The organism is Myxococcus sp. AB056 (genome assembly GCF_006547365.1).
Taxonomy (GTDB): Bacteria; Myxococcota; Myxococcia; order Myxococcales; family Myxococcaceae; genus Myxococcus; species Myxococcus virescens.
This window is the reverse complement of record NZ_VHLB01000031.1, coordinates 19917-33281: the sequence shown is the minus strand read 5'-3', so window position 1 is coordinate 33281 and position 13365 is coordinate 19917. Positions and strand designations below refer to the sequence as shown.

Annotated in this window: 14 protein-coding genes; 8 read left to right on the top strand and 6 right to left on the bottom strand. The window is 66.7% G+C overall.

Features of this window, described 5'->3' with window-relative positions:
* Window positions 1-36: 36 nt before the first annotated feature.
* The 3 genes from FMP39_RS38440 to FMP39_RS15910 all read right to left on the bottom strand — a co-directional run bounded on the left by FMP39_RS38440 (window position 37) and on the right by FMP39_RS15910 (window position 852).
* The gene (locus tag FMP39_RS38440; protein ID WP_255508498.1) at window positions 37-168 is read right to left on the bottom strand and encodes a hypothetical protein; all 132 of its coding nucleotides are present in this window, start codon (window positions 166-168) and stop codon (window positions 37-39) included.
* 341 nt (window positions 169-509) lie between these two features.
* Window positions 510-647, bottom strand: a complete 138-nt coding sequence (locus FMP39_RS37430) for a hypothetical protein (RefSeq protein ID WP_194858419.1) — start codon at window positions 645-647, stop codon at window positions 510-512.
* A gap of 67 nt (window positions 648-714) precedes the next feature.
* Window positions 715-852: a hypothetical protein gene (locus FMP39_RS15910; protein ID WP_153904236.1), complete on the bottom strand. Its 138-nt coding sequence runs from the start codon at window positions 850-852 to the stop codon at window positions 715-717.
* A 68-nt stretch (window positions 853-920) separates the two neighbouring features.
* On the opposite strand from FMP39_RS15910, the gene FMP39_RS15905 reads away from it, so the two are divergent.
* From FMP39_RS15905 to FMP39_RS15895, 3 genes are all read left to right on the top strand, one after another.
* Window positions 921-2054 carry an NAD-dependent epimerase/dehydratase family protein gene (locus FMP39_RS15905; RefSeq protein WP_141590974.1) on the top strand — a complete coding sequence of 378 codons (1134 nt, stop codon included), beginning with the start codon at window positions 921-923 and terminating at the stop codon, window positions 2052-2054.
* A 309-nt stretch (window positions 2055-2363) separates the two neighbouring features.
* Entirely contained in the window at window positions 2364-2549 is a 186-nt protein-coding gene (locus FMP39_RS15900; protein WP_141590970.1) for a hypothetical protein, read from the top strand.
* Window positions 2550-2724: 175 nt separating this feature from the next.
* Window positions 2725-2991: a hypothetical protein gene (locus FMP39_RS15895; RefSeq protein ID WP_141590967.1), complete on the top strand. Its 267-nt coding sequence runs from the start codon at window positions 2725-2727 to the stop codon at window positions 2989-2991.
* A 485-nt stretch (window positions 2992-3476) separates the two neighbouring features.
* Here the strand turns inward: FMP39_RS15895 and FMP39_RS37960 are convergent, their stop codons facing one another.
* Entirely contained in the window at window positions 3477-4025 is a 549-nt protein-coding gene (locus FMP39_RS37960) for a hypothetical protein (RefSeq protein ID WP_228558026.1), read from the bottom strand.
* A 378-nt stretch (window positions 4026-4403) separates the two neighbouring features.
* Between FMP39_RS37960 and FMP39_RS15885 the strand changes: the two genes are divergently transcribed.
* The 4 genes from FMP39_RS15885 (at window position 4404) to FMP39_RS15870 (ending at window position 9413) form a co-directional block, all read left to right on the top strand.
* A complete protein-coding gene (locus FMP39_RS15885) occupies window positions 4404-4580 on the top strand; it encodes a hypothetical protein (RefSeq protein WP_228558025.1) in 177 nt (58 codons plus the stop codon).
* Window positions 4581-4879: 299 nt separating this feature from the next.
* Window positions 4880-6226 carry a di-heme oxidoredictase family protein gene (locus FMP39_RS15880; protein WP_141590965.1) on the top strand — a complete coding sequence of 449 codons (1347 nt, stop codon included), beginning with the start codon at window positions 4880-4882 and terminating at the stop codon, window positions 6224-6226.
* A gap of 108 nt (window positions 6227-6334) precedes the next feature.
* Complete coding sequence (locus FMP39_RS15875) at window positions 6335-7498, top strand: hypothetical protein (RefSeq protein ID WP_141590962.1); 1164 nt, start codon at window positions 6335-6337, stop codon at window positions 7496-7498.
* A 577-nt stretch (window positions 7499-8075) separates the two neighbouring features.
* Window positions 8076-9413 carry a cytochrome B6 gene (locus FMP39_RS15870; protein WP_228558024.1) on the top strand — a complete coding sequence of 446 codons (1338 nt, stop codon included), beginning with the start codon at window positions 8076-8078 and terminating at the stop codon, window positions 9411-9413.
* Window positions 9414-9632: 219 nt separating this feature from the next.
* Here the strand turns inward: FMP39_RS15870 and FMP39_RS15865 are convergent, their stop codons facing one another.
* Window positions 9633-10601: a DUF6624 domain-containing protein gene (locus tag FMP39_RS15865; protein WP_141590955.1), complete on the bottom strand. Its 969-nt coding sequence runs from the start codon at window positions 10599-10601 to the stop codon at window positions 9633-9635.
* A 297-nt stretch (window positions 10602-10898) separates the two neighbouring features.
* Between FMP39_RS15865 and FMP39_RS15860 the strand changes: the two genes are divergently transcribed.
* Window positions 10899-12140 carry a hypothetical protein gene (locus FMP39_RS15860; protein ID WP_141590953.1) on the top strand — a complete coding sequence of 414 codons (1242 nt, stop codon included), beginning with the start codon at window positions 10899-10901 and terminating at the stop codon, window positions 12138-12140.
* Window positions 12141-12267: 127 nt separating this feature from the next.
* Here FMP39_RS15860 and FMP39_RS15855 read toward each other — a convergent pair whose 3' ends face one another.
* Window positions 12268-13338 carry a linear amide C-N hydrolase gene (locus FMP39_RS15855; protein ID WP_141590951.1) on the bottom strand — a complete coding sequence of 357 codons (1071 nt, stop codon included), beginning with the start codon at window positions 13336-13338 and terminating at the stop codon, window positions 12268-12270.
* Window positions 13339-13365: the final 27 nt, after the last annotated feature.

The following is a 13365-nucleotide window of genomic DNA, read 5'->3' as shown; positions in this document are numbered from 1 at the left end:
AACTCTGGCGCGCATGCGGGGTGAGCAGGTCACGGCCTACTGTGCCAGTGACTCGCGGCGGCGGAAGACGGAGATGTCCGTCGGAGCGTCCTTCACCCATTCGTAGTCAGGCGACTGACGCAGCAGTTCGATGAGCTGCCGGTCGCCAATCTTCCAGCCACCCCGCATCCGCGAACGAGCACTCCTTCTGCACATAGCAGTGGTTCACGTTGACGAAGATGAGCTTGGGACGCCGGGCCAGGACGTATTCCGGGTCCATCTTCACGTCGATTCCGCGCTGAAGCGACGGAAGGTGCGCGATGTGCGTGTCGTTGAGCCCGAGCATGTCGAGGGTGGGCCGCCCCGTCGCATAGGGCACGCGCCCCGCCCAGGGGACTGCGATGACATCCGTGGTCGGATCACAGCCTTGAGCTTGGGAGCGGTGCGCTTCGGCTGAGCCCTCGATGACAGGCGAGTTCGCCGACCCGGCGTGAAACAAAGCGATGGGCACACGGCCGCCCTCCCCTGCCCTACTCCTTCGCGAACACCGCCACCTGGCGCTCGGCGCCGGAGAACGGCAACCGGTACGCCCGCGAGGACACGACGCGCAGTTGCCGCTCCGCTGCGCGCCCCGCCGCCTTGATGAACGCGACCTTCTTCCCCACCATGTCCACCAACGTGACGCCCAGCGACTGGCCCCCCAGTCACCCGTGAAGGCGCGCGCGAGTGCCGTGCCTACTCATAGCGCGGGTCGTCGGACACGCAGCGCGTGGACTGCCGCACGACAATGCAGTCGACGGCGCCGCAGCCCTGATGCCGGTTGCCGCCCCCCGGGTGGCGGCCGTTCGGGTTCCCGGCCGCTCCGGGATCCATGTCGCATCGCACATGCATCCCGTTTTGGATACGCTAAGAACTCCGGCCGACTCGCCAGGGACCATTGGATGACCACCACCCGTCGTGACCTGTTCAAGTTCGGTGCGCTCGCCGCTGCCTCCGCCGCCCTGCCGGGTTGGGCAAAGCCGTCCAAGCCCATCAAACGCGCGGCGAAACCGCTGAACATCCTGATCCTCGGCGGCACCGGTTTCACCGGACCGTTCCAGGTCAACTACGCACTGGCGCGCGGGCACAAGGTGACGCTGTTCAACCGCGGCAAGCGCCCATCACCAGAATGGCCGAGCGCGGTCGAGCAGTTGTTCGGAGACCGCAATACCGGCGACCTCAAGTCGCTGCAAGGTCGCAAGTGGGATGTGTGCATCGACAACCCCACCAGCCTGCCGTTCTGGGTGCGCGATGCCGGCAAGGTGCTCAAGGGCAACGTCGGGCATTACCTCTTCATCTCGACGATTTCCGTCTATGCCGACGGTAGCAAGCAGGGCATCACCGAGGACGCGCCGATGGCGGTGTATGCGGGCAAGGACGCGATGGCCGAAACGCAGGACTCACTGAGAGCGGACATCGAGCACCTGTACGGCCCGCTCAAGGCGTTGAGCGAGGCCGAAGCGCACAAGCAGTTCGGCAAGCGCGTCACCATCGTCCGGCCCGGCTACATCGTCGGACCGCGCGACGAAACCGATCGCTTCACTTACTGGCCGCACCGCGTGGCGCAGGGCGGCGAGATGCTCGTGCCCGGCGATGGCTCCGACCCGATGCAGATCATCGACGGCCGCGACCTGGGCGAATGGATGATCCGCCTTGCTGAAGCGGGCACGTTTGGCACGTTCAACGCTGTTGGCCCGGCGAAACCACTGAGCACCACGGCCATGCTGAAAGGCTGCGAGCGGGTCACCGGCAAGAAGCCGACGTACACGCATGTGTCGCCGGAATTCCTTGAGGAGAAGAAGGTCGAGCTGCCGATCTGGGTGTCGTCAAAGAGCGGGCCCTATGCGGGTTACGGGGCGGTCAGCAATGCCCGGGCGATGGCGGCCGGGCTCACTTACCGCCCCTTCGATACCACGGTGACCGATCTGCTTGCGTGGTTCCGCAGCCAGCCGGCCGAGCGCCAGGCGACGCTGCGTGCCGGCATCACGCGGGAGCAGGAAGCGGCGCTGCTGAAGGAGTGGCACGCCAAGCTCTGAAGCACGGCGTGGTGGCGCATGCGCATGACAGGGATGGGGCCTCCCTGTTGAGGGGAGAGAGGGTGAGAGGCGCTCGAGGACACTCAACGACTCTCAGCACGTCGTTGGCCGGACGGATACGGTCCTTCGCCCGCCACAACGGGTGTTCCTTCGGCACGCGCCCGCCCGGCGTCCGCAGACTGAACATCGTCGTCTGCGACTTCGGCGTCCCGCGCATCGCATCGTCCGATGCCGCTCTCCTCTCACGCGACACCGCGGGGCGTCACTCCCCCGCGGACAATCTCAACAGTCTGCCAGGTGCGTCCGGGCATGCCTCACCCACCGGCGGAAGGCCGTCTCCGCGAGGTCAAAGTCCGTCGCCACCTCCGCGAAGGACTTACCTACTCCAGCACCAACTTCACCACCCCGGCCTGGAGCGAAGACCTCCAGCGCCGGCTCGGGTGCCTCTTCCACCCGGACTCCGGTGGGCTGATGCAGCCTCGTGTCCTCCGGTGAGCAAGGGACGCTCTGCTCACCGCGCGGGCCTGGCCCCGGGCAATGCGCCTGCCTTCGAAGTGGATGATGTGTCGGCGGAGGCTCCTCTGCGGCGGGTCATTCTGACTCCAAGGAGGGTTGAGCTCACCCCACACCGTCAGGTAGACGACAGTTCCCCCTTTGGTTCGGAGGAACCTTGTTCAAGTCGATGATCCTGGCGGTTGCGGTGTTGGGACTGACGGCATGTGGCAGCGATGACTCGGAGCAGAGCGCCGAGTGCAAGAAGTACCTGGTCTGCATCAAGGCCACGACCCCCCAGATTGAGGCCACCGCCGAAGTGACCTACGGCGCCGACGGTTCCTGCTGGCAGAACGACGAGACGGCCAGGGTCTGCACTGCCGCGTGCACCGACGGCCTGACGCAGCTCCGGGGCCAGCACCCCGACGAGTCCGCCTGCAAGTAGGACGGAGCCCTGTCAGGGCACACTGGCCGCGCACACGTTGCGCGGTCAGGCGCAGGACAACACCCCGCGGCCTGGGGTGGCCCTCGTGCCGGGGCCCATCTCGCACATCCCGTGGGCATGCCCAGGTGCTCCTGAATTGCCCGCACTCCGGGGGCCCCGTTCACGTGCGCCAAGCCCCTTGAGCCTGCCTCCACGCCTCACGCAGGCTTACACCTCGAAGTCGAACGTCCTCCTGAGCAACTCTGCGAAAGTCCACTCGCGGTGTCCTCTCCCATCCGCTCCTTCCTGGCCGCTGCCTCAAGCCCCGCGCTCGCCTCCTGCGCTCCTGCTTGAGGGACCGCATCTCCACCACCGGCGACGCCGCCATGTCGCTGAAGATGCTCTCCGAGCGCGTGGCCGAGGTGGCGCGATCCGACCGCGTCTGAGCCCCACGCCGGTCCGGACCAGCGAGAAGCCCGCTGGCGATTCGCGTCGCGGAGGCTCCGTCAAGGCGCGAGCTGCTCGACGGAGGGCGCGTGCGAGATGCGGATGACGGGGTTGTCCACGACATCGTCGTTCTTCACGCGGGTGCCCACCATGACCTGATACGGCGGTTCGTCCATGACGGGAGCGCGGCCGTAGACGATGAAGTAGCGTCCGCGCGCATACGCGACGTTCCCGAAGAGGAGTTGCCGGATCGCAGGGCCCTTGGAGATGGCGAAGCCGTTGCGGTCACGGACGTCCCCATTACGTTTCACCCGTGCAGCGCGAACACGGGCGGTGTCCGCCGTCAGGGCGCTCCAGGAGACGAGCACCTCGTCCCCCTCGGAGGCAACCCTGGGCGAGAACTCCGTCGTGCTCGCGGTGGAGATGCGGATGCCCAAGGGGGCCAGGACGTCCTCAGACCCGCGCTTCAAGCGGGTGCCGTAGATGTCTGCCGAGCCTGAGCGTGAGTCGCTCCATGCAACGAAGAAGCCATACTTCGTCGCTGTCACGGACTGGTAGTTCTGATTGCCCGGCGCGGCGGAGATGATGAAGCCATTTGGGTCGAGCACCGAACCATTGGCGCGGACCTGGCGGCAAAAATGTCATGGCTGCCGTATCGCGTATCCGTCCATGCGACCAGGTACCGATCTTCTGACCATGCCACGGAGATGCCAGAGGAGAACTCAGTGCTCTGGGAGCGGGAGATGACCACTTCCTGGACATCCAGGCCTGGTTTGCCCATGTCGAGGGTGACTCCACGAACCTCACGGGACACCGTGAGTCCAGAAGCAATCCAAGCCACCAGGCACTTGCGTTTGTGGCAAGCAATGCCGGGGGAGCCCACGGCATTGTGGTCGGTGGGTGTGAAGAGGGTGATAGGATCCCCGTGGAGCGTGCCACCCCGGTTGACTCGGGTAAGGAAGACGGATCTCTTCCCGGGCGTAGCGATGTTCGCGAACAGCGTGTTCACGGTGGTCTTCGGCAATGGCACGCAGACGCTCCGCATGGCCATCAACATTGGAAATCCATACACCAGTGGCAACATGTGGGACTCATTTGGCGGCGGGCCCAGCCTGTCTCCTTGGGATGGGCGGGTCCGGATGGGGCGCTTCGGCCCTCCGTGAGCTGAATGAACGGCGGGGCCGAGGAAGGCCGCTGACGGGGCCGCCCGAGTGATGCGCCCGTCCGGTGGACAGGCCGCTTGAGCCCCTTGGGGCACACGCCTACCCAGACCGCGCTCCCAACTCGCGCGTGAACTTCCGGCGCTGCCTCTGCGCCCTCTTCTGATTCGCGTCTCTTGCCGACATCGGACACCCTTTCCACCACATCTCGGGTGTCCACGGAATCGGCAGGCCCATCGGCCCACATTCGAAGATGGCGGTGCGGTATGTTCAACGCAACCCCAGTTGCTGGAGACGCGGCGATGCGAACGCGGAGATTCCTTCTGGGCATTCCGATGGGAGCCCTGCTGCTGACCGCGGCGTGGGCCGTCCCTGGCTGGCGCTCGAATGAACTCGTGCTGGGAGACCTCTCCGTCGCAGCGGAGCCGGGAGAGGAACTCCAGGGCGGAGCCACGACGGTGGCGGCCTCAGGAAACACGTCGTTCGGGCGCCCGCCCGCGAACATGTACCGGGCGCGCTGGCCGTACTTCCACAAGGGCAAGGGCGTATTCAACCGTGACTGGCTCTCCCCGAAGTTCGCGCCCGGCCGGGTGGGACCACTCTTCAGCGCCGCCTCGTGCACGACGTGTCACGACAGGGATGGGCGCGGGCAGCCTCCCGCGTCGCTGGTCTTCCAGCTGAGCGGTCCGCAGGGGCAGAGGGCGCATCCGCTGTACGGCGTGCAGTTGGACCCGCGAGGCGTGGAGGGGACCCAGGCGGAGGGCCAGGCCGTGGTGGCGTACGACGAGGTGCCGGGCGAGTTCGCGGATGGCGCGCCGTTCTCCCTGCTGCGACCGCGCTACACGTTCAAGGAGCTGTCGCGGGGGCCGCTGGAAGCGGGCGCGCGTTTCTCTCCGAGGGTGTCTCCGGCGGTCTTCGGGCTGGGTCTGCTTGAGGCGATCCCGGAGAAGACCCTCCTGGCCTTGGCGGATCCGGAGGACGCGAACGGGGACGGCATCTCGGGGCGCCCCAACTACGTCCAGGACGACGTGGAGCGGCGTCCGAAGCTGGGCCGCTTCGGGTGGAAGGCAAACCAGCCCTCGGTGCAGCAGCAGGTGGCGCATGCGCTCTTCGCAGACATGGGGCTGACCACGAGCCAGCTGCGGGACGGCACCGCAGAGCCCGAGCTAGGGCAGGAAGAGCTGGATGCGCTGGTGTTCTACACGCGGCTCCTCGCCGTGCCGAAGCGAAGGGACTGGGACGCGCCCCAGGTCCTGCGAGGCAAGGCAGTGTTTCGCGCCATCGGGTGTGGCGGATGCCATGTCTCCGGGCCGCTGGAAACTGGAGACGTTCCCGACCTCCCGGAGCTGTCGCGGCAGAAACTCTACCCATACACGGACCTGCTGCTGCACGACATGGGCGAAGGGCTCGCGGACGGCCGTCCAGATGGGCTCGCCAGCGGGAGTGAGTGGCGCACACCGCCGCTGTGGGGAATTGGGTTGGTAGAGGCGGTGAACGGCCACACGCGCTATCTGCACGACGGCCGGGCGCGAAATTTCGAGGAGGCGGTGCTGTGGCACGGCGGTGAGGCCGCGCCGGCACGTGAGCGTTACGCCCGTCTGCCCTTGGAGGACCGTGAGGCAATGCTCGCGTTCCTCAGGTCGCTCTGACGCGCTCGGCCGAATATTCAAAGTACACGGCTCATGTTTTTTCGCGTCGGCCGGGGCTGCTAGCGTTTGCCACGCCTCACACCCCTAAACCCAGAGGAGTTCATGAGAATGGACCTTTTGAAGTGGATGATGGTGGCGGCGTGCTTCACAGGCACGGTGGCCACCGCGCAGGATGTCGCGGAAATCCATGTCTGGCATTCTCTCGGCGGCACGGCCGAGCAGGCCTTCGTGGAGGCGGTGGACGCGTACCAGGGCAACAGCGGCAACGAGGTGGTGGTCTCCCAGTTCTCGTCCCAGCAGGAGCTCTACCAGGCGCTGCAGGTGGCTCGTCACTCCGGCACGCTCCCGGACGTGCTGCTGGGCAACCACACCATGGTTCCCGAGCTACTGGAGGACGGGCTCATCAACGCCTACTGCCTGCCGGGCGAGTGTCCCGAGTGCGAGTCGGCGAACCCGCCGCGCTGGTGCGCCTATGCCTCCAACGGCTTCTACGGCGACTATGAGGGCAGCTTCGAGGCGACGATGATTCCCGAGCTGGAGATGTCGCCCGCGCGCTGCCTGATGGACGACTGCGGCGAGTGCCAGCAGTCCGGCATCGCCCGCCCACAGTACTGCGACTATGTGGCGGACAGCGGTGGCGCGCGGCTCGACATGATTCAAGCGAGCTTCGCCATCTGGCACCCCGATTGGCGGTGGCCGTTCCCGCTTGGCATTCCCTGGTGGTGGGAGTACCTCTCGGTGAGCTTCGACCGCGACCGCCTGGACATGCACGGTCTGGAAATTCCCACCAACATCTCCATGGCGCAGGAACTCCTCTCCATCAATCAGGCCGGCTATTTGTGGGACTACGACGGTGAGTGGTGCGGCACGCCTCCGCGCCGCATCAAGGTGCCCGGCTGGGTGACCGAGCTGGTGGGCGCCTCTCAAGACCCCATCCCCGCGAATGAGGCGGACCTCTTCATCGTTCCCTCGTCCCAGCTCGCCTCGCTGGTGAACGAAGTGCCGGGGCTGCAGGTCGCCACCCTGGAGGACCACCGTCCGGAGATCATCGTGGATGGTGCGTTCGTGCTGGCCACGACGCAGAATCGAAGCGCCTCGCTCGACTTCGCGTACGAGCTGGCCAACCCGGACTTCCAGCTCCAGAGCATCGACGGGACGAGCCTCCTGCCTGCGCACGGTCAGGCCTTTGGTGCGACGGAGGACCTGGTGCCCGGGCTTCGCGACGCGGCCCTGACGGGTGCGCTCGCTCCAACGTATACCGAGGCGCAGTAGCTCGTGGTTGACCTCCGCCCCACAGTTGCCGGGGCGGGGGCGTCCCGCCGGCGCCCATCAGTGGACTCCCGGGCCCATCGGCGACGCGCGCCGGCGAACGCGGACAGACCGAGCACGGCGAGCAGGAGCCAGCGCAGCACCGCTTCCGCGCCACTCGCTGTCTCGCATCCGCAGGAGGACGCATAAGAGGGATGGGGCCCTGTTGAGGGGGAGGGAGGGTGCAGGGGAGCCGAGGAGAGCCGCTGACGCCCCCGCCCGAGTGATGCTCCCGTCCGGTGGACAGGCCGCTTGAGCCCCCTTGGGGTCCATGCCTGCCCAGACCGCGCTCCCTTCAGGTGCATAACAGACCCCTGGACCTCTTGGCGCCCTGCGCAGGCGTGGACCCGCGCCAACGTATGAACTGGCCAACGGTTCGCCCCCGGTTCGGACAAACACTCGCCGCAATTGAATACCTTGCCTGACCAGCAGGACACCATTCCGGGTGAAGCCAGACCCAAGGAGGACTTGCATGAAGCCACAGGGGGTAATCCCACACATCGCTGTCGCAGTCATGGGCCTTTTCATGATGGACACAGGCATGTCCCACGCCCAGGAAGTGCAGCGGCGGGGCAGCACCAGCTACATGCCCGTGGCCCAGACGGAGCCCTTCGCTGACGTCATGGCGCGGATGAAGGCGGAGAAGCCCAAAATCACCGCGCGCCACCAGCAGCTCCTCGAACACCGGTATGACCTGGGAAACCGTCCGGCCCGGGGCGTCACCATGTCCCGGGGGAAAGCCGTCCAGGAAGGCGTGCGGGTGAAGCTCCCGCAGGGCGTGACCTGGGACTCCCTCGCCGCCATGAGCCCGGAGGCGATTCGAAACAGGGGGCTCTTCCCCGCGGGCTTCATGCCATTGCCCCACCCGAATCATCCGGAAGGCGGCATGGTCTTCCCCAAGTTCCACATCGATGAAATCAAGCGGCAGGAAGCGAGGGACCTCACACGGTTCGACCTCGACTTCGACCTACCGGACCACCTGCTGCCGGAGTTCCCGCCGCCCATCTTCCTCACCACGCGCCCGGACCTGGGAGATGTCTCGCAGGGGAAGCTGGTGACCATCATGAACGTCCAGGAGCTGTTCAACGGCATCCTGAATCCGAAGCAACTGGAAGGCCTCCGGCTGCTCGTCACGCCCTTTCCCCAGCAGCAGTTCAATCAGACCGCCGACCGCCGCTCCGAGCTGCCCAGCCGGGGCGTGAGCTGCTTCGACTGTCACGTCAACGGCCACTCCAATGGCGCCACGCACCTGGTGGGCGACATCCGGCCCCAGGAGTTCCGCCACCGCATCGATACGCCGACGCTCCGCGGAGTGAACATCCAGCGCCTGTTCGGCTCACAGCGGGCCCTGAAGACGGTGGAGGACTTCACCGAGTTCGAGCAGCGCGCGGCGTACTTCGATGGCGACCCGGTCATCGCGACGAAGAAAGGGGTCAACATCCTCGAGCGGGGCAGCCAGGTACACTTCATGGCGGAGGTCCAGGCCCTCCTCGACTTCCCGCCGGCCCCCAAGCTCCGCTTCGACGGGAAGCTGGACCCGAAGAAGGCCACCCAGCAGGAGATGCGCGGACAGACGCTCTTCTTCGGCAAGGCGCAGTGCGCCGTGTGCCACCTCCCGCCGTATTACACAGACAACCTGATGCACAACCTGCAGGCGGAGCGCTTCTACAAGCCCCGGCTGGTGAACGGCGCGGTGATGGGCTCCGATGGCCCCATCAAGACGTTCCCCCTGCGAGGCATCAAGGACTCTCCGCCCTATCTCCATGATGGGCGGCTCATGACGCTGGAGGACACGGTGGAGTTCTTCAACCTCGTGCTGGAGACCCGGCTCAACGCGCAGGAGAAGAAGGACCTGGTCGCGTTCATGCGCACGCTCTGACGCACGCGCGGCAAGCCTGCCTCGGGCGCACGAGCGGCACCCTTCCGCCGAGCCACACGCGGCTGGGCGGGAGGGCGCCGGACGTCCACCTCCGTCCGGCGATGCCGTTGCTGGCGCGCAAGCGTCTCGTGCCCGCGAAGCACTGCAGGGCAGCAGATGAATGACGCAGCGCCTGGCGGCCCGCACCACTCGGCACGGCCGCCATCAGCCCCCTGCGGTTCAGGGCTTCTGCTGGGTGGCCGCGGCCTTCATCCGCTCGAAGGCCGCGATGTACTCCTCCAGCGTATCGAGCCCCACGGCGGCGCGCCGCTCGTTCACCTTCTCGGGGTCCTCCAGCGCCTTGGGCACCGTCTTTCCATCCACCTCCTCCAACTGGGTGGCGTAGCGCTGCGGCTTGCCGGTATTCACCAGCACCCGGTCCGTGAGGTACGCGAGCTCCTTCGCGGAGCCCTCCCCTCGCGCCACGGCCTGCTCCAGCATCGGAAGGACCTCGCTCTGGAAGGCCACATCTTGGTCCGCGTGCTGCACCAGCAACCACGCGGCGAAGGTACCGCGCCGGCCCACCAGCGCGCTTCCCGGCCAGCCATGCTTCGCGATGACGCCCTTGAGCCAGGTGGTGTTGCGCGCATCGACGTCCTTCATCTTCGCCTTGGCGGCCTCATCCTGGAAGTTCGAGGCGATGAGGGCACTGCGCGCCGCCTGGTCCTCTTCCATGCGCTTGAGCAACTCGTCCCGCAGCACAGGGTCCGCGGCCTCGTACTGCTTCGCCTCGGCGGCGATGACTCGCTGCTCCAGCGCCGCGTAGCCGGGCAGGCTCCGGACATTGCTCAGGTCAGGGTCCTTCTGGAGGTGCTTCGCGTCATCGAAGCCTTCCTCCACGGCGCGCTCCAGCCAGACCAGCGCCTCCTCGCGCTCCGCCAGCAAGGACGCCGCGCAGGCCGCGTTGTAGGCCAGGTTCCTGCTGCGCACCCCGCCTTCCCAAGCGCTTCGGAACAGGGGAAGGGCGCGCGCATTGTCGCCCTTCATGGCCAGTCCGGATGCCTCGGAGGCAGCCGCCTTCGCCTCGGGCGTGGCGACGGGCTTTGGCGCCGCGGGCTTCGTGGCCGGGGCGGCTTCCGGCGCGGCGCCACCACCGTGGGCACATGCAACCAGGTTCAGCGCGGCAAGCAGGGCGATGATGCGACGCATGACACTCCAGGGGTATGGGGATGAACGCTGGCAGTGTAGGCAATTTCTTCAAGACTCCAAACGCCCTGGCGTGCCGTTCAATCCGGTCTGAAACGTCTTCCCGCGCGAGCAGGTTGCGATTGCCTCGCGTCGATTCGTCTCAATACGTCTCTGCACCCAGTTCTTCTCCCTGGCTGTCACCCCACGCACTCCGAGCGACGCGGGAGCGGCACGGGCTTCGCCGTGCCGCCCGTCCGGCTCGCTCCGTGCTATAGGCCGCACCGCTCGGCGGTACGCACCCGAGGGGGAAAACAGAGGATGTCTGAGCGGCACATTGAGATGTTCTGGCGTTGTTCGAGTTGCAACCACCGCAACCTCGGCCGCTACATGGTGTGCCAGGGCTGCAAGAACGCCAAGGACGGCAGCGAGCAGTATGAGATGCCGGAGGACACCGCGTCCGCCGTCACGGTGACCAACGAGGCCCTGCTGAGGATGGCCACCGCCGGTCCCAACTGGCGATGCGCCTATTGCGAGAGCGACCAGCGGGCCCTGGACGGAGGCTGCAAGCACTGCGGCGCGTCCGCCGTCGAAGGCTCGATTCCCGCCGAGCCCACGCGCCCCACGCCAGACGAGAAGAAGGGGGCGAAGAGCAACAGGCGCCTGGGCTGCTACATCCTCTTCATCATCGCGTTCTTCGGCTGCTGCTGCCCCATGTGGATGTCCTCCGGCAAGAAGGGGACCGCCCCCGCGACGGCGGCGACGGCGGCCACGACAGAGCCGGAAAGGACGCGGACGCTCCAGGTCAAGGAGGTCTCCTGGGAGCACACGGTGAGCGTGGAGCGCTACCGCCTGGTGGATGACGAGGGCTTCGAGGAGGACCGGCCAGAAGGCGCCCTCCTGGTGAAGGCGCAGGGCAAGCGCCACCACCATGACGACCAGGTGCTCGCCGGCTACACGACCGTCCGCTACACGGAGCGCGTCCAGCGGGGCTTCACCACGGAGACCTACCGCGACAAGGAGGCTTGCGGTGAGGACTGCACCACGACGCCCAAGAAGTGCAGCGAGCAGTGCACCAGCAACAGGAACGGCTTCGCGACCTGCAAGACGACCTGCACCGGAGGAAATCGGAGCTGCACCACCCGGTACTGCTCCGTGACGAAGAAGCGCAAGGAGCCGCGCTACGTGGACGAGCAGCGCTCACGCCAGGAGCCGCGCTACCGGAGCGTGCCGCGCCAGGCGACCTGGTACACCTGGAAGGAGTGGCGTTGGATGCACGACCGGGATGTGAAGGCGAACGGCACCACGCTCGAGGCGCGCTGGCCCACCGACGCCGAGCTGCGGCCCGTCAAGGCCCTGCGCAAGGGCGAGAAGGAACGAAACGCGCGCGACGCGCGGTACAGCGTGGTCTTCCACGGCGACGACCAGCCCGCCATCATCTACACCCCCGAAACACTGGAGGAGTTCCAGCGCTTCGCGCCCGGCAGCACGCACACCCTTCAGCAGAAGCAGGGCAAGGTCTCCGTCGTGCCCCAGACGCCCCCGGCGCAGGCCACCCCGTGACCTGCGTGCCGCTCTCAAACGCGAAATGAAATCGCGGGCCACTTCGCATCCACTGAGCGGCGGCGAGGCCAGGTACCCGTTTGCAGCCAGGTGCCTGGCCCCGCGCCACGGAGAGGGAGTCAGTGACTCAGCTCGCCAGCTGCTTGTTGGCGTCGATCTGCGAATCCGCCGGGGAGAGGGCGAGCGTCTTGCCATCCGCCTTCTTGAAGTCGACCGTGCGCAGGTCCAGCGTCTGCAGCCCCAGGCTGTCGTAGGTCCGGACGCCGAACGTGCGGTTCGTGAGGTCCTTCACGACGACCCACTGGGTGTAGTCGAGAGAGTCCTTGCCCGTGACCTCGTTCAAGTCGCGGCTGGTGCCGTAGGGGATGTCGACGGTGTTGAGCAGGTGCAGCGCCAGGGAGCGGGCCTCGGCCGCGTTCTTGGGCTTCTCGGAGAACTCACGGAGGTAGACGGCCCGGACGAAGCGGGAGGGGGGCGTGGAGTCGCCGGGAATCCCGAAGAGGCCGCTGCCGCAGCCGTGAGGCGCGAAGGTGCCGGTTCCCAGCTTCACGGGCGTGGCGCCACGGGACGACAGCCTCGCGTAGTTCTTGAGGTTCTCCAGGTGCTCCGGGAAGGTCGGGTGGTTGGTCAGGACCGCAACGGGGTTGTGCATGTTCAGCGGCGAGTTGTCATGACCCGTCGACGCGTACAGGAACATCTGCCGGTCGGTGAACTCGACGACCAGGGTGTTGCCCTTCGCGTCGTGGAGGGCGAAGTGGAGCGGAATCTTGCTCGACATCCAGTCGCTGTGCCACAGCTCGGCGTCGCCGTTCGCCAGGGCCTCCTTCACCGCGTCCACGGTGGCGAAGTTACCCACGGCCCACTCCACGAAGAGCTCGGGCGCCAGTCCCCGGGACGGGTCCTTGGCGGCCTGGGGATACGTCGACGTGGGCATCCACAGCGCTCCGGCGGAGAGGCCTTCCGAGTTCATCGCGTCGCCGATGACGGTGACGCCATAGAGCGTGACGGTGAGGCCGACGTAGTCGAACTTCGTCGTCCACTTGAGGCCATGCAGGTGAGTGAGGGAACCCGGAGACTGGACCGTATGCCCCTTGGCGTGGAACCGGAACTTAGAGCCGAGGTCGATGCCGAACTCCATGCTGCGGCCTACGACGACAGCGCTCGAGTCCTCGGTCGCGACCAGAAAATCAGTGCACATGTGAAGCGTCCTCGTTGATGCCTTCGC